Raw genomic sequence first — 24,892 nt, 5'->3', positions numbered from 1 at the left:
AAATTTACCGATGGTGTATGTCGCCAGCCGTCCGCTGGAAATGGCGGACCTGGATCTGGAAACCGTTACGCAAGCCCACGTACAGGCTGTCCCCATGGGCCAGCCCGGCAGCGTTGGCCCAGCGGGCCAGGTCGTCCTGTTCAAAGCCAAGCCAAAGGTCGCCGCAGGCGTCCCGCGCCCACCCTTGGTCATGGCTGCACAACTCGGTGACCAGCAGGCTGCCGCCTGCCTTCACCCGCTTGGCCAGCTGGCGCAAGGCCAGGGCCGGATCGCTGAAATGGTGCAGCACCATGTTCAGCACAACGCAGTCGGCGGCCACATCCGTTGCACCCAGTGCATCGGCCAACTGCAGGTTCACGTTGTCGAGCCCCTCGCGCTGGCAGACCTGGCGCGCCAGTTCGAGCATGGTCGGGCTGTTGTCCAGCGCGGTGACCCGGGCGAAGCGCCGGGCCAGGTCGGGGAGGAAGCCACCGTCCCCGGGGCCGACCTCCAGGGCACTGGCGGCCGGGTCGAAATGCAGTTTGTCGAGCAGCGCCAGCAGGCTTTCGCGGTACTGCGGCAGCCCGGCGATCAGGTCTTGCTGTGCGCGAAACTTCTCTTCCACGCGCAGGAAGAAATCCTGGCTGGTAACCGCGCGGCGTTGTTGCACCTGGGCTATTCGCGCCTGCACGGCCGGCGGCAGGGCCAGCTCGTCGACTTCTTCGAGCAGCGCCGCATGCAGCCGACCGCCCAGGCGCAGGCTGTCGGGCAGTGCGCGGCGATAGAAGATGGCGTTGCCTTCGCGGCGCGTTGCCACCAGCTCGGCCTGGGCCAGCACCTTCAGGTGGTGGCTCATGCCCGACTGGCCGATGTCGAAGATCTGCGCCAGCTCCAGCACGCCGAACGAGTCGTTGGCCAGGGCGCGCAATACGTTCAGGCGCAGCGCGTCCCCACTGGCTTTGCACAAGGCGGCCAATGTTTCGTGTTGCTCGGGGTTTGATTGCGCACGCAGGTTCATGGGGCGGCAGTCTAGACAGGCATCGATGCCCTAGCAAGGCCAATATCAAAAAGTTTTGATATTGGGTGATGGGCGGGGCGGTTAACCCGGTTTTGCCCCGAATTGAATGCCAATCACAGGAAAATCCCCCGACTGCGACCATACGTCATTGCCCCAAGCCCCCCCAGTGGGCGAAAATGGCCGCCTTTTTCGTAACACTACCTATTCAAGCCCCCAGGAGATCAGCGATGCCCAGCCGTCGTGAACGTGCCAACGCCATTCGTGCCCTCAGCATGGATGCCGTGCAAAAGGCCAACAGCGGCCATCCAGGTGCCCCCATGGGCATGGCGGATATCGCCGAAGTGCTTTGGCGCGACTATCTGAAGCACAACCCGAGCAACCCGAGTTTCGCCGACCGTGACCGCTTTGTGCTGTCCAACGGCCACGGCTCGATGCTGATCTACTCGCTGCTGCACCTGACCGGCTACGACGTCACCCTCGATGACCTCAAGTCGTTCCGCCAGCTGCACAGCCGTACCCCGGGCCACCCGGAGTTCGGCTACACCCCGGGTGTCGAGACCACCACCGGCCCGCTGGGCCAAGGCCTGGCCAACGCCGTGGGCTTTGCCCTGGCCGAGAAAGTACTGGGCGCCCAGTTCAACCGTGAAGGCCACAACGTCGTCGACCACCACACCTATGTGTTCCTGGGCGATGGCTGCATGATGGAAGGTATTTCCCACGAAGTCGCCTCGCTGGCCGGCACCCTGGGCCTGAACAAGCTGGTCGCCTTCTACGACGACAACGGCATTTCCATCGACGGTGAAGTGGAAGGCTGGTTCACTGACGACACGCCGAAGCGTTTCGAGTCCTACAACTGGCTGGTGATCCGCAACGTCAACGGCCACGACGCCGACGAGATCCGTACCGCCATCGAGACCGCCCGCAAGAGCGACCGTCCGACCCTGATCTGCTGCAAGACCATCATCGGTTTCGGTTCGCCGAACAAGCAGGGCAAGGAAGACTGCCACGGTGCTCCGCTGGGCAACGACGAAATCGCCCTGGCGCGCAAGGAACTGAACTGGAACCACGGTCCGTTCGAAGTCCCTGCCGACATCTACGCCGAGTGGGACGCCAAGCAAGCCGGTGCCAAGGCCGAAGCCGAATGGAACCAGCGTTTCGATGCCTATGCCGCTGCCTTCCCGGAACTGGCCAGCGAACTCAAGCGCCGCCTGAGCGGTGAGCTGCCGGCCGACTTCGCAGAAAAAGCCGCTGCCTATATTGCTGAAGTCGCGGCCAAGGGCGAGACCATTGCCAGCCGCAAGGCCAGCCAGAACACCCTGAACGCCTTTGGCCCGCTGCTGCCGGAATTGCTGGGCGGCTCGGCCGACCTGGCCGGCTCCAACCTGACCTTGTGGAAAGGTTGCAAGGGCGTCAGCCATGAAGATGCCAATGGCAACTACATGTACTACGGCGTGCGCGAGTTCGGCATGACCGCGATCATGAACGGCGTTGCCCTGCACGGTGGCCTGGTGCCTTACGGCGCGACCTTCCTGATGTTCATGGAATACGCCCGCAACGCCGTGCGCATGTCTGCCCTGATGAAGCAGCGCGTGATCCACGTCTACACCCACGATTCCATCGGCCTGGGCGAAGACGGCCCGACCCACCAGCCGATCGAGCAGCTGGCCAGCCTGCGCAGCACGCCAAACCTGGACACCTGGCGCCCGGCCGATGCGGTGGAATCCGCCGTGTCCTGGAAGCACGCTCTGGAGCGCAAGGACGGCCCGTCGGCGCTGATCTTCTCGCGTCAGAACCTGCAGCATCAGGTGCGCAGCGATGCGCAGATCGCCGACATCGCCCGTGGCGGTTACGTGCTCAAGGATTGCGCTGGCGAGCCTGAGCTGATCCTGATCGCCACCGGTTCGGAAGTGGGCCTGGCTGTTCAGGCGTTCGACAAACTGACCGAGCAAGGCCGCAAGGTGCGTGTCGTGTCGATGCCGAGCACCAGCGTGTTCGACGCTCAGGATGCAGCCTACAAGCAGTCTGTGCTGCCGCTGGAAGTGGGTGCGCGCATCGCCATCGAAGCTGCCCACGCCGACTTCTGGTACAAGTACGTCGGCCTGGAGGGCCGTATCATTGGCATGACCACTTACGGTGAGTCGGCGCCAGCTTCGGCACTGTTCGAAGAGTTCGGCTTCACCCTGGAAAACATCCTCGGTACTGCCGAAGAGCTGCTGGAAGACTGATACAAGGAAGGCGAGGGCCGTTGGCCCTCGTTCGCGGCACAAGGCCGCTCCCACAGGGTATTGCGCATGCCGTTCTCTGTGGGAGCGGCCTTGTGTCGCGAATGGGCCGCATGGCGGCCCCGTTCAACTGCCGGAGTTCAAGAGCTACCTATGCCCCACCTGCGTCCCTACAAAGTTGCACTCAACGGTTATGGCCGCATCGGCCGCTGTGTCCTGCGCGCGCTGGTCGAGCGGGGGGCAAAGGCCGGGTTCGAGATCGTCGCGCTGAACGACCTGGCCGACCAGGCCAGCCTTGAGTACCTGACACGCTTCGACTCCACCCACGGGCGTTTCCCCGGCGAGGTGAAAGTCGACGGTGACTGTCTGCATATCAATGGCGACTGCGTGAAGGTTATGCGCAGTGCCACCCCCGAAGGCATCGACTGGGCTGCGCTGGACATCGACCTGGTGCTGGAGTGCACCGGTGCCTACAACACCCGTGCTGATGGCCAGCGCTTTCTCGACGCCGGCGCGCCGCGCGTGCTGTTCTCGCAACCGATGGCCAGTGAAGCCGACGTCGATGCCACGGTGGTCTACGGCATCAACCAGGCGTGCCTGACCGGCAGCGAGCGCCTGGTGTCCAATGCCTCGTGCACCACCAACTGCGGCGTGCCACTGCTGCGTGTGCTGGACCAGGCGTTCGGCATCGAATACGTGCAGATCACCACCATCCACTCGGCGATGAACGACCAGCCGGTGATCGACGCCTACCACCACGAAGACCTGCGCCGCACGCGTTCGGCCTTCCAGTCGGTGATCCCGGTGTCCACTGGTCTGGCCCGTGGCATCGAGCGCCTGCTCCCGGAACTTGCCGGGCGAATCCAGGCCAAAGCGGTACGTGTACCGACCGTCAACGTCTCGTGCCTGGACATCACCCTGCAGACCGCCCGGGACACCAGCGCGGCCGAGGTCAACCGGGTGTTGCGCGAGGCCGCGCTGGAAGGCCCGCTGAAAGGCTTGTTGGCCTACACCGAGTTGCCGCACGCCAGCTGTGATTTCAACCATGACCCGCATTCGGCGATTGTCGATGCCAGCCAGACCCGTGTTTCCGGCCCCCGCCTGGTGAACTTGCTGGCCTGGTTCGACAACGAATGGGGTTTTGCCAACCGTATGCTCGACGTTGCCGAACACTTTCTGCACGTCGTTCACCCAACCCGCAACAAACAGCCCTGAAGGACTGCATTCATGACCGTGTTGAAGATGACCGACCTCGACCTGCAAGGTAAGCGCGTACTGATCCGCGAAGACCTCAACGTGCCTGTGAAGGACGGTGTGGTAACCAGCGACGCGCGTATCCTGGCAGCGCTGCCGACCATCAAGCTGGCGCTGGAGAAGGGCGCGGCGGTAATGGTCTGCTCGCACCTGGGCCGCCCGACCGAAGGCGAATTCTCTGCCGAGAACAGCCTCAAGCCGGTTGCCGACTACCTGAGCAAGGCCCTGGGCCGTGATGTGCCGCTGGTGGCCGACTACCTGGACGGTGTCGCGGTACAAGCCGGTGAGCTGGTGCTGTTCGAGAACGTGCGCTTCAACAAGGGCGAGAAAAAGAACGCCGACGAGCTGGCGCAGAAGTACGCTGCCCTGTGCGATGTGTTCGTCATGGACGCTTTCGGCACCGCTCACCGCGCCGAAGGTTCGACCCACGGTGTGGCCAAGTTCGCCAAGGTTGCCGCTGCCGGTCCGCTGCTGGCGGCCGAGCTGGATGCCCTGGGCAAAGCTCTGAAAGCCCCGGCCAAGCCGATGGCGGCCATTGTTGCCGGCTCCAAGGTGTCTACAAAGCTGGACGTGCTGAACAGCCTGAGCAGTGTGTGCGACCAGCTGATCGTCGGTGGCGGTATTGCCAACACCTTCCTGGCTGCGGCCGGCCACCCGGTGGGCAAGTCGCTGTACGAGCCGGACCTGGTAGACACCGCCAAGGCCATCGCCGCCAAGGTCAGTGTACCGCTGCCAGTCGACGTGGTGGTTGCCAAGGCGTTTGCCGAGAGCGCCGAAGCTACCGTCAAGGCTATTGCCGACGTTGCTGCCGACGACATGATCCTGGATATCGGCCCGCAAACCGCGGCCAACTTCGCTGAGCTGCTGAAGTCGTCGAAGACCATCCTGTGGAACGGCCCGGTCGGCGTGTTCGAGTTCGACCAGTTCGGCAACGGCACCAAGGTGCTGGCCAAAGCCATTGCCGAGAGCGCAGCGTTTTCTATCGCCGGTGGCGGTGACACCCTGGCCGCCATCGACAAATATGGCGTTAGCGAGCAAATCTCCTACATTTCTACCGGTGGTGGTGCTTTCCTCGAGTTCGTCGAGGGCAAGGTCCTGCCAGCGGTAGCAATCCTGGAAGAGCGGGCCAAAGCCTGATGACGTCGGCGCTTGGCAAAGGGAGTGGCCTGATGGTCAAGCAATTGCCTGTGATGATGCTGGCTGGCCTGCTGAGCGCCTGCTCCGGCAGCCCGGCCTCGGATGGCGACCCGGCGCATCCGCCCAAGGGTGGTTGCTACCAGTCCGAGTGGCAGGCCGAAACCGTGCCGGTCATCAGCAAGCGCGTAGGCCCGGAAGGCCTGGAAAAGTACGACGAAGACCACCAGCGCAAGGCGCCGGGTTGCCCATGACCCCGCGTTTCGTCGGGCCAGGCAACCAAGCGGCTGCTCTGTGGTCATCTAGAGGAAATGTAATGAAAGCGCTTTTGGCCGTAACGGCCCTGGCGACACTGGCAGGATGCTCACTGCTGCAGCCGGCGCCACCCGCCCCGGCAGACAACTGGACCCGTTGGGTCTGTGACACTCAGGTCGAAGTGCTGTGGCGCTTCGCCGATGCACAACGCGACCAGGTCGACGTGCGCCTTGGCGGCGGTGACCAGGTCTACCGGCTCAAGTCCGAGCCGGGTGCTTCGGGTGCGTTGTACAGCGATGGCATGCTGGCCTTCCACACCAAGGGCGAAGAAGGCCTGGTGTACTGGGTGGCAACCAACGATCTGATTGGGCGGGGCTGCAAGGCACCGTGACTGGCCGGGCTGCGTGAATGGCCCACACTACTTGAACAGCAACCGCCCCTGCGGCAGGCTTGCACGAAACAAACGACGCTTGTCGGGAGAGAGATACACAATGGCACTCATTAGCATGCGCCAGATGCTGGACCACGCCGCCGAGTTCGGTTACGGCGTACCAGCTTTCAACGTCAACAACCTCGAGCAGATGCGCGCCATCATGGAAGCGGCTGACAAGACCGACTCCCCGGTGATCGTCCAGGCCTCGGCCGGCGCCCGCAAATACGCCGGTGCCCCGTTCCTGCGTCACCTGATCCTGGCCGCCATCGAAGAATTCCCGCACATCCCGGTGTGCATGCACCAGGACCACGGCACCAGCCCTGACGTTTGCCAGCGCTCCATCCAGCTGGGCTTCAGCTCGGTGATGATGGACGGCTCGCTGGGTGAAGACGGCAAGACCCCGACCGACTACGAGTACAACGTCCGCGTTACTCAGCAAACCGTTGCCATGGCGCACGCTTGCGGCGTTTCGGTTGAGGGCGAGCTGGGCTGCCTGGGTTCGCTGGAAACCGGCATGGCCGGTGAAGAAGACGGCATCGGTGCCGAAGGCGTGCTGGACCACAGCCAGATGCTGACCGACCCGGAAGAAGCGGCCGATTTCGTCAAGAAGACCCAGGTGGACGCCTTGGCGATCGCCATCGGTACCAGCCACGGTGCTTACAAGTTCACCAAGCCACCTACCGGTGACGTGCTGGCCATTGACCGCATCAAGGAAATCCACAAGCGCATCCCCAACACCCACCTGGTGATGCACGGTTCTTCCTCGGTCCCGCAAGAGTGGCTGGCGATCATCAACCAGTACGGCGGCGACATCAAGGAAACCTACGGCGTACCGGTCGAAGAGATCGTCGAAGGCATCAAGCACGGCGTGCGCAAGGTCAACATCGACACCGACCTGCGCCTGGCGTCCACCGGTGCAATGCGTCGCCTGATGGCGCAAAACCCGAGCGAGTTCGACCCACGCAAGTTCTTCGGTGAAACCGTCAAGGCCATGCGTGACGTGTGCATCGCCCGTTACGAAGCCTTCGGCACTGCCGGTAATGCCTCGAAGATCAAGCCGATCTCCCTGGAAGGCATGTACCAGCGCTACCTGAAAGGTGAGCTGGCCGCCAAGGTCAACTGATCGGCTGGCAGCAGTAAAAAAACCCGCAGCGATGCGGGTTTTTTTATGGGCAACAAAAAGGCGGAACATAATTCCGGCAAACCGACCGTTAGTCGGCTACCGTACAGTTGAACCACTGATAGCGTTCTGATTCCATTGCGTGTTGACACCTCAGGGCTAGAGTACTCATGGATCCAACCGTATTTTGAAGTCGGTCACATAACAGAGAAGCAGCATGGATGGCGCTCAAGCTCAAGTTCAACCACAGCCACTGGATGGCAGCTCGGTCCTTCTGGTGGTAGATGACTACCCCGAGAACCTCATCAGCATGCGGGCGTTGCTGGCCCGGCAGGATTGGCAGGTGTTGACGGCAAGCTCGGGGACGGAAGCCTTGAGTGCGTTGCTCGAACACGATGTCGACCTGGTGTTGCTGGATGTACAGATGCCGGAGATGGATGGTTTCGAAGTCGCCCGGCTTATGCGTGGCAGCCAGCGCACCCGGCTGACACCGATCATATTCCTCACCGCCAACGAACAGTCCGAAGCGGCCGTACTCAAAGGGTACGCCAGCGGCGCTGTGGACTACATGTTCAAACCGTTCGACCCGCAAATTCTCAAGCCCAAGGTCCAGGCCTTGCTCGACCAGCAGCGCAACCGGCGCATGCTGCAGCGCCTGACCCGCGAGCTGGAGGCAGCCAGGGCGTTCAATGCGTCGGTCCTGGAGAACGCTGCCGAGGGCATTCTGGTGGTGGATGCCCAGGGCGTGATCAGTTTTGCCAACCCGGCCATTTCGCGCTTGCTGGCGGCCCCGGTGCAGCATTTTCAGGGGGTACACCTGCTCGACCTCGTGCAACTGGCCAGTGCCAGCCTGTGGGCGGAGTCTGACTTCTACCAGGCCTACCTGGGGCGGCGTATTTTCCGCGTGCATGATGCTCAGTTGCGTACCCTCGATGGCGAACTGGTGCCGGTGGCGTTGTCCTGCGCACCGTTGCCGGCGGACCAGCAGGCCATGGTTGTCACCGTGCTGGACATGTCGGTGGTGCGCAACCTGCACCAGCAGCTGGAATATCAGGCCGTCACCGACCCGCTGACCGGCCTGCTCAACCGCCGTGGTTTCTACCAGGCTGCCGAAGGTGCGTTGCTGCGCAACGAGCGCTCGGACAAGGCGCAGGCATTGATGTACATGGACCTGGATGGCTTCAAGCGCATCAACGACTCGTTGGGCCACGACACCGGTGACCGTGTGCTGCGTTGGGTGGGCGAGCAGCTGAAGGATTGCCTGGGCAGCCAGGCCCTGCTGGCACGAATGGGAGGGGATGAATTCACCGCGCTTTTCGACAGCCTGCCCTATCCCGAACAGGCCGGGCGCTATGCCGAGCAATTGCTTGAGCGGATTTCGATCAGCCACCAGATCGAAGGGCTTGATGTGTGCCTTGGGGTCAGCATCGGCATTGCCACCTACCCGGACTGCGGAGCCAATGTCGAAGGCCTGCTGCGCGCAGCCGATGCGGCGATGTACGCCGCCAAGCAGGCTGGGCGCCAGCAATACCGTTTCTACGACCAGGAGCTCAACGGCCGGGCGCGCTCGCGGCTGATGCTGGAAGACGGTGTGCGCACCGCCATCGAGCAGCAGGATTTCACCTTGGTGTATCAGCCGCAGGTGTCTTTCATTGATGGCCGTCTGCGTGGCTTCGAGGCCTTGTTGCGCTGGCAGCATCCCAGCGTGGGCGACGTACCGCCGGGGCTGTTCATTCCGTTGCTGGAAGAAGCACGCCTGATCAACCGCCTGGCCAGCTGGATCTACCGCCAGGGGGCGGCCCAGCGCCAGGCCTGGTACGAACGCTTCCCGGCAGACCTTGTGCTCGGCATCAGCCTGAGCCGCGCGCAGTTTGTCATGCCCGGCCTGGTCGAAGAGTTGCAGCGGGTGATCCAGCTTTACCAGCTTGACCCGGCGCAGCTGGAGGTGGAAGTCGCGGAAACCTCGCTGATGTACAACATTGATGCAGCTATCAAGCAGATACACCGCTTGCGTGAGCTGGGGGTACGTGTGGCCCTGGACGATTTTGGCGCAGGCGACTGCTCGTTGCGCATGCTGCGTGACTTGCCGATCGACACCTTGAAGCTCGACCGCCACCTGGTGGCGCGCTTGCCTGATTCGGCGGTGGATGCTGCCTTGGTCCGCAGTGTGATCGGCCTGTGCGCCGACTACGGCATCACGGTGATCGCCGAGGGTGTTGAAACCCTGGCCCAGGCGGCCTGGCTGAAGGCCAATGGTTGCGAGTATGTGCAGGGTTTTCTGGTGGCTCACCCGATGACCGCGGCGGATGCCAGCGGCTTTCCGGCAATTTTCTCCTGGCCTGGGCCATGATTGGCTAGAATCGGCATTCGTTACGCCGAATGCAGCGCCATGACCGTATTACGTTATCTGCAAGCCTACCCTCCGCACCTGCAAGAGCAGGTGCGGCAGATGATCGACAGCGACCGCCTGGGTGACTACCTGCAGCGCCGCTACCCCGACCGCCATGATGTGCAAAGCGACAAGGCGCTGTATGGCTATGCCCAGGATCTGCGCCAGCAGTACCTGCGCAGTGCGCCGAACCTCGACAAGGTGCTGTTCGACAACCGTCTCGACCTGACCCATCGGGCCTTGGGCCTGAACACGGCAGTGTCGCGGGTGCAGGGCGGCAAGCTCAAGGCGAAGAAGGAAATCCGCATTGCCTCGCTATTCAAGGAGGCTGCGCCGCAGTTCTTGCGCATGATCGTGGTGCACGAACTGGCGCACCTGCGCGAGCGCGATCACAACAAGGCGTTCTACCAGCTCTGCCAGCACATGGAGCCGGACTACCACCAACTGGAATTCGACCTGCGCGTCTACCTGACCTATCGGGAGCTGCCGGGCAACTGCTAAGGACCACGCAGCATGGAAGTGAGCAAGACCAAGAGCAGCTTCTACCGTCGCCTGTACGTCGCCTGGCTGATTGACAGCCAGACCGCGACCAGCGTGCCCGCCCTGATGGAGGCTACCGGCATGCCACGGCGCACGGCCCAGGACACCATCGCCGCGCTGGCCGACCTGGACATCGTCTGCGAGTTCGAACAGCTGGAAGGTGCACGCAACCACGCCGGGCATTACCGCATTCATGACTGGGGGGCGATCGACAAGCAGTGGATCATCCGCCACTTGCGCCAGATCCGCGAAGTGCTGGGTTACCCCTGAGATTTCTGGCGTCTGTACTGGCCTCATCGCCGGCAAGCCAGCTCCCACAGATAAGGCGTGTCTCTGAGGCCTGCGCGGAACCTGTGGGAGCTGGCTTGCCGACGAAAGGGGTGCAAAGCACCCCTGGCAATGTCAGCCTTTGCGCATCCCGATGTGCGGGATGTCATCTTCAAGATGTTCCTCGCCCACCACCGCAAACCCATGGCTGGCATAAAACGCCTGCAAATGCGTCTGCGCCGACAGGTAGACCGGCACCCCCGGCCAGCAATGCTCCGCTGCCTCTAGCCCTTTGAGCAGCAGCTGTTCTTCAAGACCTGACTCGCGTGCCGCAGGTGAAGTCACCACTCGCCCGATCACCACATCCCCGCCTTGGGACTGCGGATCGAGCAGGCGCAGGTACGCCACCAGCTTGTCATCCTGCCAGGCCATGAGGTGCAGGGTATCGTCCGTAAGGTCCTGGCCATCGACTTCCTGATAGGCGCAGCGCTGCTCCACCACGAGCACTTCCGTGCGCAATTGCAGAATGGCGTACAGCTGGTCTTTGCCGAGGTCGGTGTGGTGCTTGCAGAGCCAGTCGACGGACATTGGCGCGAACTCCTTGAGTGGGCCTTCGATCATCGCATGGTCTATGCCCTTCGGCCAAAATAGAGGCTAAATGACACTATTGGCGGCTGCCCTCGGCGGCAGCTTTGTGTAATCTCGTCGGCAGTGTGTGCCCTCCATAACGAAAGGACGTGAGCATGCGGCCACTGCTTTGTGTTCTGGGGTTACTGGCAATGATGCTGGCAACCCCCGCACCGGGTCACGGCAAGCTGCGCCTGGTGGCTGATAGCTGGCCACCGTTTACTGATGCCAATATGCCGGGCGGCGGCCTGGCGACCAGCATCGTCACCACGGCGCTGGCCCGTGCCGGCTACACCAGCGGCTATGAAGAGGCGCCCTGGGCGCGGGCGCTGCTGGGGGTAGGTGAGGGGCGCTACGACGTACTGATCAATGCCTGGTACAACGACTCACGCGCCAACATCGGGCAGTTTTCCAACGCTTACCTGACTAACCGTATTCATCTGTTGCAACGCAAGGGTGAGACATTCCACTACAAGCGCCAGTCGGATTTGTACGCCTACAGCATCGCCGTGGTGCGTGATTACGCCTACTCGCCGGAATTTGACGGCGATACCCGTCTGCACAAGGTGCCGGTGCGCAACTTTTCATCGGCGGTGCGAATGCTGGCGGCAGGGCGGGTGAACCTGGCGGTGGAAGACGAGTATGTGGCCCGCTACAACCTGCAGCGTGAGCCGCAGGAAGTGCGTGATGGGGTGATGCTGGTCGAGCCGCCGCTAGGGGAGAACACCCTGCATATTCTGGTGAGCCTGAAGCACCCGGAACATAAGCGCATCGTCGAGCGCTTCGAGCAGGCGATTGCGGCGATGAAGGCCGATGGCAGCTATGCCCGGCTAATGCGCCAGCATGGCTTCTGATCTGTATCGCCTGTGCCGGCCTCTTCGCGGGCACTCCATATGTCTCAAGCCCTGTGAAGTCCCTGTTGCAGCGGGTTTACCCGCGAAGAGGCAATCACAGGCACCCAAAAATCAGGCCGGAGCACCTTCCTTGATCAGGTGTGCCGCCAAGGTCCGCAACGGCCCCAACTGTCGGCAAATCAACGCCAACTGTGTCTGCACCAACCGCTGATGTTCATCCAGCTCTTCCGGCATCTGCTCCAGCGCATTGGCCAGTGCCTCTTCAGCATCGCTGTGAATGGCCACCGGTAACCGCGCGGCCAGGCCGTTGGCAATCTCGTCCAGGCTGCTGGCCAGGCTTTGCCCGGCGCCTTCGATCAACTGCTCCTGCACCTCTGCCGGCAAGGCCGTGTCGCGGTGCGCGCCCAACCCCGAGAGGTAGCTGAGCAAGGTGTGCGACAACACCAGGAAGCGGAAGCCAACGTCGGCCTCCTTTCGGAAATGCCCTGGCTCCATCAGCATGTTGGCCAGGGTAGTGGACAGCGCCGCGTCGGCGTTATGGGCATTGCGCCGGGCCAGGCGGTAGGCCAGGTCGTCCCGCTTGCCATGGGCATACTGCTGCATGATCTGGCGCAGGTACACGCTGGCGCAGGCCAGGGTATTGGCCAGTGCCTTGTTCAACCGTCGTCCTTGCCAGTCAGGCAGGAACAGGAACACCGCCAGAATGGCGATCAGGCTGCCCACCAGGGTATCGAACAAGCGTGGCAGGAACAGCCCATAGCCATCGCCGATCTGATTGAAGCAGAACAGCACCATCAAGGTGATCGCGGCCGTGGCCAAGGTGTAGCGGGTGGTGCGGTTGACGAAGAACACCACCCCGGCGACCACGGCGAACAAAGACTGGATGACCGGGTTGGGGAACAGGTCGAACAAGGCCCAGCCCACTGTCAGGCCGACGGCAGTGCCGAAAATTCGCTGCACCAGTTTGCGCCGGGTTGCCCCGTAGTTGGGCTGGCACACGAACAGCGTGGTCAGGATGATCCAGTAGCCCTGGGTCGGGTGAATCAGGTGCACCATGCCGTAGCCGATCGACAGCGCCAGCGGCAGGCGCAGGGCATGGCGGAACAACAGCGAGGTCGGCGTGAGCTGGGTGCGCAGGCGTGTCCATACGTCTTTCAGCGAGCGTGGCGAGCGGTCGAGCAGGCTGCTGTCGCTGGCATCGGCCAGGCTGTCCGGGTTGCTGGCGGCGCTCAGCAGGCGGTCCAGTGTTGCCAGGTTGGCGGCCAGTGCCCGCAGCGAGCGCAAAAGGCTGCGCCAGGCCGGGTTGTTCTGGAGGCGCAGGTGCTCCAGCGAAGCGTTGAGGTCTTCGAGGGCTTCTGGGTAACCACTGGCCAGCACAAACGGCTGGCGCAGGCGGATCGAGCGGGCCAGCTCCTGGCAGGACGAGCCTTGTTTACGCAGCAGGCGCTGGCAGCGGAACATCACGTCGCTGTGGAAAAACGCCTCGGTCAGGCCGTTGTAGGGGTAGTGCGAGGCACTGACCCGCTCGTGAATGTCCTGGGCCAGGAAGTACAGCTTCAGGTAGCGGCTGACCTTGGAGTTCGGTTGGCTGTTGCCCACCCGGTGCAGGATGATCTCCTTGGCTGCGTTGAGCGCTGCCACCACCTTGCCGTTCTGCTGGGCCAGCTCCAGGCGCCTGGCCTCGACGTCGAGGGTGCGGATGGGCTCGAACAGGCTGGCCTTGAGCTTGAGGTAACTGCCCAGTTCGAAGAACAGCCTGGCCAGGCTCTGCTGCACAGGCTGGTTGGAAAACAGTGCCTGCCACAGTACCGAAAGCAGCCCGTACCAGGCCGCCCCAGCCACCAGCAGCAGCGGTTCGTGCCAGAAGTCCGTGACTTGGCCGCCGCGCTGGTCCACCCCGATCATGGTGTAAACCGCCGTGATCAGTGTCGCCGAGGCAATCGCACCATAGCGCTCGCCCAAGGCGCCGAGCATGGTCAGGCCAAACGCCGCCAAGGCCAGGGCGACGGCAAAGATCCAGGGGTAGGGGAACAGCAACTCGACCGCCAGTGCAGCGATGGCGAAACACACCAATGTAACGGCCAGGGCGCTGAGGCGGCCCTGCCAGCTATCGTCGGTTTCGGCCAGGGCGCTGGCGATAATGCCGAGGAACAGCGGAATCAGCAGGGCCATCTCGTTCTGGTACCAGCACAGGGCCAGGCTGCCGGTGAGGGCGATGGTGACCCGGATGCTGTAGCTGAACTTGTCTTGGCCCCACAGGCGACGCAGTGACTGACGGAACGAGCTCGATGACATGATGGCCTGCTAGGCAGTGATCAGAAGAATACCTTTCAGGGCCGGTTATTGGGGCGCGCAGCGGCCCCAGTAACGGCTCCAAGCACGGGCCAGCAAGAAGCGTTCCGTGCTGCTGAATGGATTCTACTCTACACGAACTGCGCTGCGGCGTTGGCCGACGCCCACGCCCACTGGAAGTTGAAGCCACCCAGGTGGCCAGTGACATCCAGCACTTCCCCGATGAAATACAGCCCGGGGCTTTTCAGCGATTCCATGGTCTTGGACGACACCTCGCGGGTATCCACGCCGCCCAGGGTCACTTCGGCGGTGCGGTAGCCTTCGGTACCGGCCGGCACCACTTGCCAGTTCGCCAGTTTTTCGGCGATCTGTGCCAGTTCCGCAGGGGTGTACTGCTTCATCGGCCTGGACTCGAACCATTGCTCGGCCAGCAGGTTGGCCAGCTTGCGGGTGAATACCTCGCCCAGCACGGTCTTCAGCTCGGCATTGGCACGTTCGGCCTGCATCTGTTGCAGCCAGGTCAGCGCATCGCGGTCCGGCAGCAGGTTGATCTCGACCGTGTCACCGGCTTCCCAGAACGACGAAATCTGCAAGATCGCCGGGCCGCTCAGCCCGCGGTGGGTGAACAGCAGGTTCTCGCGGAAGCTGGTGCCGTTGCAGCTGGCGGTGCAGTCCAGCGAGGTGCCGGACAACTCGGTGCACAGTGCCTTGAGTTGGGGCTCGGTGATGGTGAACGGCACCAGCCCGGCGCGGGTTGGCAGCAGGGTGTGGCCAAACTGGCGCGCCACCTGGTAGCCGAAGCCGGTGGCGCCCAGGGTCGGGATCGACAGGCCGCCGGTGGCGATCACCAGTGACTGGCAGGCGAACTGGCCGCCGCTGGTCTGCAGCAGGTAGCCGCTTTCGGTCTTCTCGATGTGTTCGATGCTGGTGTGCATGCGGATCTCGGCGCCGGCCTCGTCGCATTCGGCCAGCAGCATGTCGAGGATGTCGCTGGCCTTGTTGTCGCAGAACAGCTGGCCGAGTTTCTTCTCGTGATACGCAACGCCATGCTTGCACACCAGTTCGATGAAGTCCCACTGGGTGTAGCGGGCCAGGGCCGACTTGCAGAAGTGCGCGTTGTGCGACAGAAAGTTGGCTGGCTCGGTGTACATGTTGGTGAAATTGCAGCGGCCGCCGCCGGACATGAGAATTTTTTTGCCGGGCTTGTTGGCGTGGTCGAGCAGCAGCACCCGGCGGCCACGGCGGGCGCTGAGCTGGGCGCACATCAGGCCTGCGGCGCCGGCGCCGAGGATGATCACGTCGGTGGAGTGCACGGTATGAACCTTCAGATTTGAAATGCTGAACCCTGTGGAAGCGGGTTAATCGGAGCGCCCACAGGGACCTTGCCGAATTTTAGAGAATACGGACTTTCAGGGCGCGGCCCTTGATCTTGCCGCTGTTCAGCCGCTGCATGGCCTGCTTGGCCAGGGCGCGCTCGACGGCAACAAACGCCTGGAAGTCGAAGATGGCAATCTTGCCCACCTGCTTGCCCGGGATGCCGGCATCACCGGTCAGCGCACCAAGAATATCCCCAGGGCGCAGTTTGTCCTTGCGGCCTGCGGCAATGCACAGCGTAGTCATCACGGGCAGCAGCGGTTCGCCGCCCTTGTTCTTCAAGCTGTCCAGCGAGTCCCAGCGCAGCGGGCTTTTCTGCAGGTCTTCGATGGCCTGGGCACGGTGGCCTTCGGCTGGCGCCACCAGGCTGACCGCAACACCTTTCTCGCCGGCACGGCCTGTACGGCCCACGCGGTGCACGTGGATTTCCGCATCACGTGCCAGTTCCACGTTAATGACCATGTCCAGGCCATCGATGTCCAGGCCGCGTGCGGCCACGTCGGTGGCCACCAGCACCGAGCTGCTGCGGTTGGCGAACATGGCCAGTACCTGGTCACGGTCGCGCTGCTCCAGGTCACCGTGCAAGGCTTGGGCGACGATGCCCTTGGCCGTCAGGTGGGCAACCACGTCCTCGCACTGCTGCTTGGTGAAGCAGAACGCCACGCAGGATTGCGGGCGGTAGTGGCCGAGCACACGGGTGACGGCTTCAAGGCGGTGCTGTGGGTCGATCTCGATGAAGCTCTGTTCGATCTGGTTGTCGGTGTGCAGGCTCTCGACCTTGACCTGTTGCGGGTTGCGCATGAAGTCTGCGGCCAGCTGCTTGATGCCGGACGGGTAGGTGGCCGAGAACAGCAGGGTCTGGCGGCGCGATGGGGTCTTGCCGATGATGCTGGCGATGGCGTCGAAGAAACCCATGTCGAGCATGCGGTCGGCTTCGTCCAGCACCAGCGTGTTCAGGCCGTCGAGCACCAGGGTGCCTTTGTCCAGGTGCTGCTGGATGCGCCCCGGGGTGCCGACGATGATGTGCGCACCGTGCTCCAGCGAAGCGATCTGCGGGCCCAGCGAAACGCCACCGCACAGGGTCAGGATCTTGATGTTGTCCTCGGCGCGGGCCAGGCGGCGCAGCTCTTTGGCCACCTGGTCGGCGAGCTCGCGGGTAGGGCACAGCACCAGCGCCTGGCAGCCGAAGTAGCGCGGGTTGATCGGGTTGAGCAGGCCGATGCCGAAGGCGGCGGTCTTGCCGCTGCCGGTCTTGGCCTGGGCGATCAGGTCCTGACCCTTGAGGATGACGGGCAGGCTCTGGGCCTGGATCGGCGTCATCGAGGCATAGCCGAGGGCGTCCAGGTTCGCCAGCATGGCGGCGGACAACGGCAAAGTGGCAAAGGCGGTGGATTCGGTGGTCACGAGGCGGGCCTGCGTTGCGAAGCGAAAAAATGCCGCACAGTCTACCAGCCTCGTGGCCATTCGCCCTACGGTTCCATGTGTTGTTCCGGACGACGGGCACGCCTTCCGTCCGTCGGCGCCAGTTGCAGGAAGATCGCTGCCGCCAGCATCGCCATTATGCCAATGGTGACAAACGTCAGCTGGAAGGCGCCGAGGGTGGTCTCCACGCCTTCGGCACTGCCCGCTGCGGTAAAGCCGCCCAGCAGGGCGCCGGCACAGGCTACGCCCAAGCTGAGCGCCAACTGTGCGACTACTGACAGCAGGCTGTTGCCACTGCTGGCGCTGGCGTCGTCGAGGTCGATCAGGGTAACCGTGTTCATCGCGGTGAACTGCATGGAGTTCACCGCGCCCAGAAGGCCAAGTTGGACCAGCAGCAGCCAATAGGGCGTCTGCTCGTCCACCAGCCCCAGGCTTGCCAGCAGCACCCCCAGCAGCAACGTGTTGCCAGTGAGAATGATGCGATAACCGAACCGTTCGATCAGCGGCCGGGCAATCGACTTGGCCAGCATGGCCGCCGCTGCCAGCGGGATCATGCTCATGCCGGCCTGCGCCGGCGAGTACCCCAGCGCCACCTGCAGCAGCAACGGCACGAGGAACGGCAGGGCGCCGCTACCCAGGCGAGCGAACAGGTTGCCGAGGATCCCGATGGCGAAGGTGCGCACGCGGAACAGGCTGGGCGAGAACAGCGGCTCGGGGTCGCGCCCGGCACGCAGCCAGTAGGCGGCCAGGCAGGCCATGCCGGCGAACAGCAACAACATCACCCGCAGGTGCGGCAGGTGCAATTCGCCCAGGCCTTCCATGGCGATGGTGATGAGTACCATGGCTGCGCCAAACAGCAGGAATCCAGGGCCGTCGAACGAGGTTCGCTCCGCGCCGCGCAGGTCCGGGATGAACTTCCACACGGCAATGCAGCCGATCAGCCCTACTGGCAGGTTGAGCAGGAAGATCCAGTGCCAGCTGAGGATTTCCACCAGCCAGCCGCCGACGGTTGGCCCTAGCAATGGCCCGAGCAGGCCTGGGATGGTGATGAAGCTCATGATCCGCACCAGCTCGCTGCGCGGGTAGGCGCGCAGCACCACCAGCCGCCCGACCGGCAGCATCAGCGCACCGCCCAGGCCCTGCACGACGCGGGCGAAGATCAGAAAACCGAGGCTGTTGGCGGCGGCGCACAGCAGCGAGCCGAAGCTGAACAGCAAGATGGCGCTGAAGAAGATGCGCTTGGTGCCAAAGCGGTCTGCAATCCAGCCCGAGGCGGGGATCAGCAGGGCCACCGTGAGCATGTAGGCGATGATCACACCCTGCATGCGCAGCGGGTCTTCAGCGAGTGAACGGGCCATGGCCGGCAGCGCAGTGTTGAGGATGGTGCCGTCCAGGGATTGCATGAAGAAAGCGATGGCTACCACCCAGGGGATCCAGCGGGCGGTGACGGGGTCCAGCGGGGTACGCTCAGGCATGACGTCCTCTTTTGTCTGTGCCGGCCTCTTCGCGGGGCAAGCCCGCTCCCACAAGATCTCCACTGCCCTCTGATGTGGTGAGATCTCTGTGGAAGCGGGCTTGCCCCGCGAAAGGGTCGGTAATGCCAATCACAATGTCAGGGTCAGGCCTTTGACCAGTGCCCCGGGTAAATGACTCGACCCGGTGCTGCGCTGCCCATAGGTGCTGGTCGACAAGATCATCTCGCGCTCCCGGGTCAGGTCCTCCAGCTGGCTACCCAGCAGGCTGTACAGGCTGTCATCGAAGCGCATGGTGCTCACCGGCCCCTGGATCTGCCCGTTTTCCACCCAGAAGGTCGCGAAGCGGGTTAGCCCGGTCATCCGCGCTGCCGGCAGGTCAGAGTAGTTCAGGTACCACAGGTTGCTGATGTACAGCCCGGTGCCTAGCCGCTCAAGGATCTGTTCGCTGGCCAGGTTGCCAGGCGCCAGGCTGAGCGCGCAGGGCGACTCGTAGCTGTCGGCACCGTTGGCCTGCAGTTCGAACTCGGCCGCACTGCGCGCACTGACCAAGCGTTGCAGCGCTGCGCCTTGCTGGATCAACGGCACATCCAGGCGTGGCGCTCCTTCATCGGAAAACGCCGGGCTCAGCGAGCCGCTGACCTGTTCGGTGAAGCTCACCAGCGGGCTTAACCGTGCATCGCCGCTGTACAGGCGCTGCAAGGCGCTGTTGCCGGTGGCGAGGGCCTGCGCGGAAAACCCGCCCCAGCACAGCATGCCGGCAATTTCGTCCATGGCCGCAGGCGCCAGGTAGGCGCGGTAGCTGCCGGGCTTGAGGGTGACCGCCGTGCGACCTAGGAACCCCAGTTGTTCACGTGCCTGGCGCAAGCGTGCGATGAAGTCGTCGGCGCTCCACAGCTGGCCGGCACAGTTGGCCTTCACCGCCTGGCCGTTTTCGTGGAACAGGCTCCAGTCAAAGTTGAAGCTGTTGGCCTGGTGCCAGCCGAAGGCCCCGAAGGAACTGGCAAAGCCCCGGCAGATCGGGCCGGCGGCGTAGATGCCGACCAGGTCCAGGTCGCCAGCTTCACGGTCGAGCAGGGCCAGTACTTCGTCCAGTGCGGGCAGGGGGTGTTCCTGCTGGCTGTGGCTGTGCCAGGCGCTTTGGTCCAGGCGCAGGTAAGGGTCGAGGGCCAGCAGCGGCAAGGTCTGGCGCAGCTGCTCAAGCGCATCGCTCAGGCGCTGGCGATCCAGTTGCACGTCGCCACTCAAGGTCACCTGCTGTTCCGCCTGGCGCCCATCGCGCACCAGCCGCAGCTGCGCGCTGGCCTGGCTCACTTCACCGGCCTGGCGAACCTTGGCGTGATTGAAGCGCACGAATTGCGACTGCTCTGCGCTGTAGCCGAGGGTGAACTGCTCGCCTGCTTGCAGGGCGGCGCGCACATCCGCAACCAGGGTTTCGAAAGCGTGCTTCATCAGGCGTCTCCTCCGAATACATCGATCTGGCGGAACACACAGGCCGGCGATGCGTGGCCGACCCGCACCACCTGGTTGGGTTCGCCCTTGCCGCAGTTGGGCGTGCCCAGCACCTGGAAGGTACTGCGGTCGCCGACCGCCGACAGGTTGCGCCAGAACTGCGCGGAGATGCCACGGTAGTTGGGGTTTTTGACGATGCCTTTGAGCTCGCCGTTTTCAATCAACTGGCCCCATTCACAGCCAAACTGGAACTTGTTGCGCGCATCGTCGATGGACCAGGAGCGGTTGGTACGCATCAGGATGCCGTGCTCGATGCCCTGGATCAGCTGGTGCAGGCTCTGGTCACCCGGCTCGATGTTGAGGTTGGCCATACGGTCGATCGGCGCACGGTTCCAGCCACAGGCGCGGCTGTTGGCCACGCCGTCCAGGCCTGAGCGGAACTGCGACAGCGCGCCGCCCAGTGGGCGCAGCAGCAAGCCGTCGCGGATCAGGAACTGCTTGCTGGCCGGGGTGCCGTCATCATCAAAGCTGTAGCTGGCCAGTTCTTCGCCGATGGTCGGGTCGAAGGTCACGTTCAACAGACGGGAGCCGTACTGCAGGTGGCCGAAGTCGCTGGCTTTGACGAAGCTGGTGCCCGCGTAGTTGCGCTCGTCGCCAAGGATGCGGTCCATTTCCAGCGGGTGGCCGATGGACTCGTGGATCTGCAGCATCATCTGGTCGGGCATCAGCAGCAGGTCGCGCGGGCCGCTGGGGGTGTTGGGGGCCAGCAGCAGTTGCAGTGCCTCGTCGGCCACCCGCCGGGCGGCGCCGACCAGCCCGCAGCGCTCGATGATTTCGAAACCGCCCTGCTGGCCGAAGTTGTCGCGGCCCAGGCTGCGGCTCTGGCTGTCCTGGCCATCGCTGGCGGTTACGCCCAGCCCCGGGAACAGGAAACGCTGTGCGTGGCGCAGTTCGGCGCCCGCGGAGTTCAGGTAGGTTTGCTCCACCAGGCTCAGGCCCAGACTGGCCTGCCAGTCCACCAGACGGCTGTCTTTGGGCACGCTGGCCGATTCGGCGGCGAGCAGGCCAAGGCAGTCGGCGAGGGAGGGGACGGGCTGGTCGAAGTTGGGCGAGATATGGTCGTGGCGTGCGCTGGTCACCGGCTGGTTGCGCAAGTCCAGCAGGCTGTGTCGGGCAATCTGCCGGGCCAGCGCCTCGGCTTGTTCCAATGCGCGTTGCAGGCCAGCCTGGGAGAGGTCGGCGGTGGCCGCATAGGCCTCCACGCCATTGACCCGCGCGGTGAGCATGGCGCCTTCGTCCTGGCTGAAGAGCGGCGGTTCGGCAACATTGCGGCGAACCGACAGCGCCTGGTGCGACTGTTTCACATGGCGCAGGGAAAACAACTCGGCCGTACTGCGCAGCGCGGCAAAGCGCTGGCGCAGCAGGGCGCTGGAATCGAACATGCAAAAGCCTCCGTGTACACGGTGGCTCCCCCTTAGAACCACTCGTCCTGCATGGTGAGGCAAGTGTTGTCGCGCGCCTCTAGCAATGCCAGCTCATTATGGCAGCCCGGTACTTCCCAGGTCAGGAAATAACGCGCGGCCTGCAGCTTGCCGAGGTAGAAGTCGCGGTCGGCGGTGTTGCCTTTGAGCATGCCGAGCTCTGCGTGAATCGCCTGCTCCAGCCAGCGCCAGCCGATCACGCAGTGACCGAAGGCTTTGAGGTACAGGGCCGAATTGGCCAAGGTGTCAGCGACTTTGCCTTTGGCCAGATCGCCGAGCAGTACCAAGGTTACGCTTTGCAGGCGGTTGACCAATTGCTCCAGCGGCTGGCGCAGGGGGTCAAGGTTTGGGTTGTGGCTGGCGCGCTCGCCAGTTGCTGCCATAAGCCGAATGAGTTGCTTGAGCCCGGCACCATTGTTCTGGGCCAGTTTGCGCCCAAGCAAGTCGAGAGACTGGATGCCCTCGGTACCCTCGTGAATCGGGTTCAGGCGGTTATCGCGGTAGTACTGCTCCACTGGGTATTCGCGGGTGTAGCCGTGGCCGCCGAGAATCTGGATGGCCAGTTCGTTGGCCTTGAGGCAGAACGTCGAGGGCCACGACTTGACGATCGGGGTCAGCAGGTCGAGCAGCGCCTGCGCTTGTGTGCGGGACGTTTCGTCATCGGCGGTGTGGGTATCGTCGAACAGGCGCGCGGCGTAAAGGCCCAGGTCGAAGGCGCCTTCCACGTACGCCTTCTGTGCCAGCAGCATACGTTTCACATCGGTGTGCGCGATGATCGGCACCGCCGGGCTGAGCGGGTCTTTGTTGTCCGGCAGCCGGCCTTGCGGCCGTTGGCGGGCATATTCCAGCGAATACAGGTAGCCGGCGTATCCGAGCATCACCGCGCCCATGCCAACGCCGATACGCGCCTCGTTCATCATCTGGAACATGCAGGCCAGGCCTTGGTGCGGCTGGCCGACCAGGTAGCCGACGCACTGGTCGTTGTCGCCGAAGTTCAGCGCGGTGGAGGTGGTACCGCGCCAGCCCATCTTGTGGAACAGCCCGGCCAGCAGCACGTCGTTGCGCGGGCCACGGCTGCCGTCGGGGTTGACGTTGTACTTGGGCACGATGAACAGCGAGATGCCTTTCACCCCGGGCGGTGCGTCCGGCAGCTTTGCCAGCACCATGTGCACGATGTTTTCCGACAGTTCGTGGTCGCCACCGGAGATGAAGATCTTGTTGCCCTTGAGCCGGTAGCTGCCGTCGCCCGCAGGTTCGGCACGGGTGCGGATGTCGGCCAGAGACGAGCCAGCGTGGGGCTCGGTCAGCGCCATGGTGCCGAAGTAGCGGCCCTCGATCATTGGCTGCAGGAACAGACGCTTCTGTTCCTCTGTGCCGAAACTTTCGATCAGGTTGGCTGCGCCCATGGTCAGGAACGGGTAGGCCGTGGTGCCGGCGTTGGCAGCCTGGAAGTGAGCGAAGCAGGCCTGCGAGACCAGGCTGGGCAGTTGCATGCCGCCGACCTCGAAGTCGCGATTGGCGTTGAGGAAGCCGGCCTTGAGGAAGGCATCGACGGCAGGCTTGACCTCGGGGATCAGTTCCGCGCGGCCGTCCACGTAGCGCGGCTCGTTTTCGTCGGCCTTGCGGTTGTGCGGGGCGAAGTACTTTTCGGCGATGATGCGGGCGGTAGCCAGTGCCGCGTCGAAGGTTTCGCGGCTGTGCTCGGCAAAGCGCGGGCGCTGGGTGAGGGCTTGGGCGTCGAGCACTTCGTAGAGCTCAAAGGCCAGGTTGCGGGGGCTGAGCAGGGTCTCGGGCATGGGGGCGGTCCTGAGGCGGGATGCTGCGAGTGTAGGGAATCGGGTGGGGTGGGGGGAGGTTAATAGGTTTGGGTGATATGGGTTTAGAACGGGTGGGGCATACAGGTGCTTGCCTTGATTTTTTCTGCGCCTGCAAGACCGAGCGCCGCCCGCGCGGCGCATCGCGACGCAAGGCCGCTCCCACATTTGTTTCGGGCCAATCCATCCTGTAAGGCCACCGCTGTCCGCCTTGGTTGTTCCATGCGGTATTGAAGGGGGTGCAGTCGCTCTTTATCGATCTCCAGCCATGCACCCAGGGTGCGCGCGCCATAGGCACAGGAGAGACTGGCCCGAAACAGATGTGGGAGCGGCCTTGCGTCGCGATGCGCCGCGCGGGCGGCGCGCGATTTCACAGGCGCTGCAAAAGGTGAGGCGAACACCTTCCAGCCTCACCGCATTCCGGCCAGTTTCGGCAGATCATTTTAGGTTTTCACCTATTCCATGTAGTCCATTTCCCAAACATACTCCCAACCCCCTTCAAGCCATTGCGGTGCTCTGGATCGGGCCCTAGTCTCGGGTGGTCGCTGCCAAATCAGTGACCGGCTTTGACAGGCCGCTTAGGTCAAACCGCATCGCTTTGCCTTTATGGCAGCTGTGCATGGGGCACTTCGTGTGCGCCGGGTTTTGGTTTGCCTACCGGTCTGTCAACCCATGTACAGCTGCCACCCTCTTGTTTGACAGCAGGTGTGTAGTGGTCTTTATCACTAGGTGAACCATGATGCTGAAGATAGTCCCCGATCCACCCCTTAACGCCCATTCCCTTGAAGACACCCTGATCCAGGCCACGGATCACGCGCTGTGTGCCGCAACCGTGGTGCACCACGCCATACAGCTGCAGCCCAGGTCGCCGGCTTCGATCCTGATGATGACCACGATGCATGAACTGGAGGCGCTGCGGGCTTTGCTTGAGTCTGCATTGGTTCAGGTGCAGATGCCCGCTGAGGCCAGGCCAGGCAGTCGAGAATTATCAGGGGATTGAACAATGACAACAGAAGACCCCCAGTTCACCGTCGGCAAGACAACTTTCTACCAGGGCGAAAACGGCACGCATCCATTGTTCCGCATCGAGCCCGGTATCCCGTGCATGGATGCCCGCGAGCAGTCGTCGGAATTGATGGGCTATGTGCGCGAACTGACCATTACCGGGCTGATGGATGAGAAGCCAATGATGATATGGGCTGCCCATTACCTGAGTGCCATGGCAAAGGCACTGATGGATGATGCCGAGTTGGGCATGAAGCAGTGAGGGCTTGCCTTCCGGTTGCGTGAAGGCGGCCAGGTGTTAGTCACAACATTTTCTGCGCCTGTGAGATCGAGCGCCGCCCGCGCGGCGCATCGCGACGCAAGGCCGCTCCCACATTTGTTCCGGGCCAGTCCATTCTGTGAGGCCACCGCTGTCCGCCTTGTTTGTTCCATGCGGTATTGAAGTGGGCGCAGTCGCTCTTTATCGATCTCCAGCCATGCACCCAGGG

Annotated in this window: 21 protein-coding genes; 12 read left to right on the top strand and 9 right to left on the bottom strand. The window is 63.3% G+C overall.

The features are described 5' to 3' along the window. Positions 1-4: 4 nt before the first annotated feature. A complete protein-coding gene (locus OZ911_RS26475; RefSeq protein ID WP_016489515.1) occupies positions 5-997 on the bottom strand; it encodes an ArsR/SmtB family transcription factor in 993 nt (330 codons plus the stop codon). Positions 998-1,224: 227 nt separating this feature from the next. Between OZ911_RS26475 and tkt the strand changes: the two genes are divergently transcribed. The 9 genes from tkt (at position 1,225) to OZ911_RS26430 (ending at position 10,614) form a co-directional block, all read left to right on the top strand. Next, on the top strand, positions 1,225-3,222 hold the full coding sequence (gene tkt, locus OZ911_RS26470; protein WP_023046980.1) for a transketolase: 1,998 nt from the start codon (positions 1,225-1,227) through the stop codon (positions 3,220-3,222). 150 nt (positions 3,223-3,372) lie between these two features. Further along, on the top strand, positions 3,373-4,434 hold the full coding sequence (gene epd, locus OZ911_RS26465; RefSeq protein WP_023046981.1) for an erythrose-4-phosphate dehydrogenase: 1,062 nt from the start codon (positions 3,373-3,375) through the stop codon (positions 4,432-4,434). Between the two features lie 12 nt (positions 4,435-4,446). After that, on the top strand, positions 4,447-5,610 hold the full coding sequence (locus OZ911_RS26460) for a phosphoglycerate kinase (RefSeq protein ID WP_016489512.1): 1,164 nt from the start codon (positions 4,447-4,449) through the stop codon (positions 5,608-5,610). Further along, entirely contained in the window at positions 5,610-5,861 is a 252-nt protein-coding gene (locus OZ911_RS26455; protein ID WP_016489511.1) for a hypothetical protein, read from the top strand. Before OZ911_RS26460 ends, OZ911_RS26455 begins: the two co-directional genes overlap by 1 nt. Positions 5,862-5,923: 62 nt before the next feature. Then, the gene (locus OZ911_RS26450) at positions 5,924-6,253 is read left to right on the top strand and encodes an MliC family protein (protein WP_016489510.1); all 330 of its coding nucleotides are present in this window, start codon (positions 5,924-5,926) and stop codon (positions 6,251-6,253) included. A gap of 100 nt (positions 6,254-6,353) precedes the next feature. Next, complete coding sequence (gene fba / locus OZ911_RS26445; protein ID WP_016501943.1) at positions 6,354-7,418, top strand: class II fructose-bisphosphate aldolase; 1,065 nt, start codon at positions 6,354-6,356, stop codon at positions 7,416-7,418. A gap of 214 nt (positions 7,419-7,632) precedes the next feature. Continuing rightward, positions 7,633-9,765 carry a putative bifunctional diguanylate cyclase/phosphodiesterase gene (locus OZ911_RS26440; protein ID WP_016489508.1) on the top strand — a complete coding sequence of 711 codons (2,133 nt, stop codon included), beginning with the start codon at positions 7,633-7,635 and terminating at the stop codon, positions 9,763-9,765. 39 nt (positions 9,766-9,804) lie between these two features. After that, complete coding sequence (locus tag OZ911_RS26435; RefSeq protein WP_031311603.1) at positions 9,805-10,305, top strand: M48 metallopeptidase family protein; 501 nt, start codon at positions 9,805-9,807, stop codon at positions 10,303-10,305. A 12-nt stretch (positions 10,306-10,317) separates the two neighbouring features. Beyond that, the gene (locus OZ911_RS26430) at positions 10,318-10,614 is read left to right on the top strand and encodes a winged helix-turn-helix domain-containing protein (protein ID WP_016489506.1); all 297 of its coding nucleotides are present in this window, start codon (positions 10,318-10,320) and stop codon (positions 10,612-10,614) included. A gap of 132 nt (positions 10,615-10,746) precedes the next feature. Here the strand turns inward: OZ911_RS26430 and OZ911_RS26425 are convergent, their stop codons facing one another. After that, positions 10,747-11,199, bottom strand: a complete 453-nt coding sequence (locus tag OZ911_RS26425; RefSeq protein WP_024717355.1) for a GNAT family N-acetyltransferase — start codon at positions 11,197-11,199, stop codon at positions 10,747-10,749. A 155-nt stretch (positions 11,200-11,354) separates the two neighbouring features. Between OZ911_RS26425 and OZ911_RS26420 the strand changes: the two genes are divergently transcribed. Next, a complete protein-coding gene (locus tag OZ911_RS26420) occupies positions 11,355-12,092 on the top strand; it encodes a substrate-binding periplasmic protein (RefSeq protein WP_016489504.1) in 738 nt (245 codons plus the stop codon). Positions 12,093-12,203: 111 nt separating this feature from the next. Here OZ911_RS26420 and yccS read toward each other — a convergent pair whose 3' ends face one another. The 7 genes from yccS to OZ911_RS26385 form a co-directional block, all read right to left on the bottom strand. Further along, entirely contained in the window at positions 12,204-14,387 is a 2,184-nt protein-coding gene (gene yccS, locus OZ911_RS26415) for a YccS family putative transporter (protein ID WP_023046983.1), read from the bottom strand. Positions 14,388-14,515: 128 nt separating this feature from the next. Continuing rightward, on the bottom strand, positions 14,516-15,697 hold the full coding sequence (locus tag OZ911_RS26410) for a BaiN/RdsA family NAD(P)/FAD-dependent oxidoreductase (RefSeq protein ID WP_016489502.1): 1,182 nt from the start codon (positions 15,695-15,697) through the stop codon (positions 14,516-14,518). A 79-nt stretch (positions 15,698-15,776) separates the two neighbouring features. After that, positions 15,777-17,114 (bottom strand): ATP-dependent RNA helicase DbpA, encoded by a 1,338-nt coding sequence (dbpA, locus tag OZ911_RS26405; RefSeq protein WP_231995348.1) that lies wholly within the window; start codon positions 17,112-17,114, stop codon positions 15,777-15,779. A gap of 113 nt (positions 17,115-17,227) precedes the next feature. After that, entirely contained in the window at positions 17,228-18,655 is a 1,428-nt protein-coding gene (gene mdtD, locus OZ911_RS26400) for a multidrug transporter subunit MdtD (RefSeq protein ID WP_016489500.1), read from the bottom strand. 129 nt (positions 18,656-18,784) lie between these two features. After that, positions 18,785-20,104: a TldD/PmbA family protein gene (locus OZ911_RS26395; RefSeq protein ID WP_070087044.1), complete on the bottom strand. Its 1,320-nt coding sequence runs from the start codon at positions 20,102-20,104 to the stop codon at positions 18,785-18,787. Continuing rightward, entirely contained in the window at positions 20,104-21,546 is a 1,443-nt protein-coding gene (locus tag OZ911_RS26390) for a TldD/PmbA family protein (RefSeq protein ID WP_023046984.1), read from the bottom strand. The genes OZ911_RS26395 and OZ911_RS26390 overlap by 1 nt, the downstream gene beginning before the upstream one ends. A gap of 32 nt (positions 21,547-21,578) precedes the next feature. Then, positions 21,579-23,381, bottom strand: a complete 1,803-nt coding sequence (locus OZ911_RS26385) for an acyl-CoA dehydrogenase (protein WP_070087045.1) — start codon at positions 23,379-23,381, stop codon at positions 21,579-21,581. A gap of 757 nt (positions 23,382-24,138) precedes the next feature. On the opposite strand from OZ911_RS26385, the gene OZ911_RS26380 reads away from it, so the two are divergent. Together OZ911_RS26380 and OZ911_RS26375 are read left to right on the top strand one after the other, a co-directional pair. After that, on the top strand, positions 24,139-24,399 hold the full coding sequence (locus OZ911_RS26380; protein WP_024717357.1) for a hypothetical protein: 261 nt from the start codon (positions 24,139-24,141) through the stop codon (positions 24,397-24,399). A gap of 3 nt (positions 24,400-24,402) precedes the next feature. After that, the gene (locus OZ911_RS26375) at positions 24,403-24,666 is read left to right on the top strand and encodes a DUF3077 domain-containing protein (protein WP_023046985.1); all 264 of its coding nucleotides are present in this window, start codon (positions 24,403-24,405) and stop codon (positions 24,664-24,666) included. Positions 24,667-24,892 lie beyond the last annotated feature (226 nt).

It is taken from the genome of Pseudomonas fortuita (assembly GCF_026898135.2).
GTDB classification, from domain to species: Bacteria; Pseudomonadota; Gammaproteobacteria; order Pseudomonadales; family Pseudomonadaceae; genus Aquipseudomonas; species Aquipseudomonas fortuita.
This window is presented reverse-complemented; position numbering and strand designations above follow the sequence as displayed.

Coding starts and splice junctions, on each gene's coding strand:
- OZ911_RS26475 (WP_016489515.1), bottom strand. CDS start 997: ATGAACCTGCGTGCGCAATCAAACCCCGAGCAACACGAAACATTGGCC.
- tkt (WP_023046980.1), top strand. CDS start 1,225: ATGCCCAGCCGTCGTGAACGTGCCAACGCCATTCGTGCCCTCAGCATG.
- OZ911_RS26390 (WP_023046984.1), bottom strand. CDS start 21,546: ATGTTCGATTCCAGCGCCCTGCTGCGCCAGCGCTTTGCCGCGCTGCGC.
- OZ911_RS26430 (WP_016489506.1), top strand. CDS start 10,318: ATGGAAGTGAGCAAGACCAAGAGCAGCTTCTACCGTCGCCTGTACGTC.
- OZ911_RS26455 (WP_016489511.1), top strand. CDS start 5,610: ATGACGTCGGCGCTTGGCAAAGGGAGTGGCCTGATGGTCAAGCAATTG.
- dbpA (WP_231995348.1), bottom strand. CDS start 17,114: ATGCTGGCGAACCTGGACGCCCTCGGCTATGCCTCGATGACGCCGATC.
- fba (WP_016501943.1), top strand. CDS start 6,354: ATGGCACTCATTAGCATGCGCCAGATGCTGGACCACGCCGCCGAGTTC.
- OZ911_RS26450 (WP_016489510.1), top strand. CDS start 5,924: ATGAAAGCGCTTTTGGCCGTAACGGCCCTGGCGACACTGGCAGGATGC.
- OZ911_RS26380 (WP_024717357.1), top strand. CDS start 24,139: ATGCTGAAGATAGTCCCCGATCCACCCCTTAACGCCCATTCCCTTGAA.
- epd (WP_023046981.1), top strand. CDS start 3,373: ATGCCCCACCTGCGTCCCTACAAAGTTGCACTCAACGGTTATGGCCGC.
- mdtD (WP_016489500.1), bottom strand. CDS start 18,655: ATGCCTGAGCGTACCCCGCTGGACCCCGTCACCGCCCGCTGGATCCCC.
- OZ911_RS26395 (WP_070087044.1), bottom strand. CDS start 20,104: ATGAAGCACGCTTTCGAAACCCTGGTTGCGGATGTGCGCGCCGCCCTG.
- yccS (WP_023046983.1), bottom strand. CDS start 14,387: ATGTCATCGAGCTCGTTCCGTCAGTCACTGCGTCGCCTGTGGGGCCAA.
- OZ911_RS26375 (WP_023046985.1), top strand. CDS start 24,403: ATGACAACAGAAGACCCCCAGTTCACCGTCGGCAAGACAACTTTCTAC.
- OZ911_RS26440 (WP_016489508.1), top strand. CDS start 7,633: ATGGATGGCGCTCAAGCTCAAGTTCAACCACAGCCACTGGATGGCAGC.
- OZ911_RS26460 (WP_016489512.1), top strand. CDS start 4,447: ATGACCGTGTTGAAGATGACCGACCTCGACCTGCAAGGTAAGCGCGTA.
- OZ911_RS26385 (WP_070087045.1), bottom strand. CDS start 23,381: ATGCCCGAGACCCTGCTCAGCCCCCGCAACCTGGCCTTTGAGCTCTAC.
- OZ911_RS26420 (WP_016489504.1), top strand. CDS start 11,355: ATGCGGCCACTGCTTTGTGTTCTGGGGTTACTGGCAATGATGCTGGCA.
- OZ911_RS26435 (WP_031311603.1), top strand. CDS start 9,805: ATGACCGTATTACGTTATCTGCAAGCCTACCCTCCGCACCTGCAAGAG.
- OZ911_RS26425 (WP_024717355.1), bottom strand. CDS start 11,199: ATGTCCGTCGACTGGCTCTGCAAGCACCACACCGACCTCGGCAAAGAC.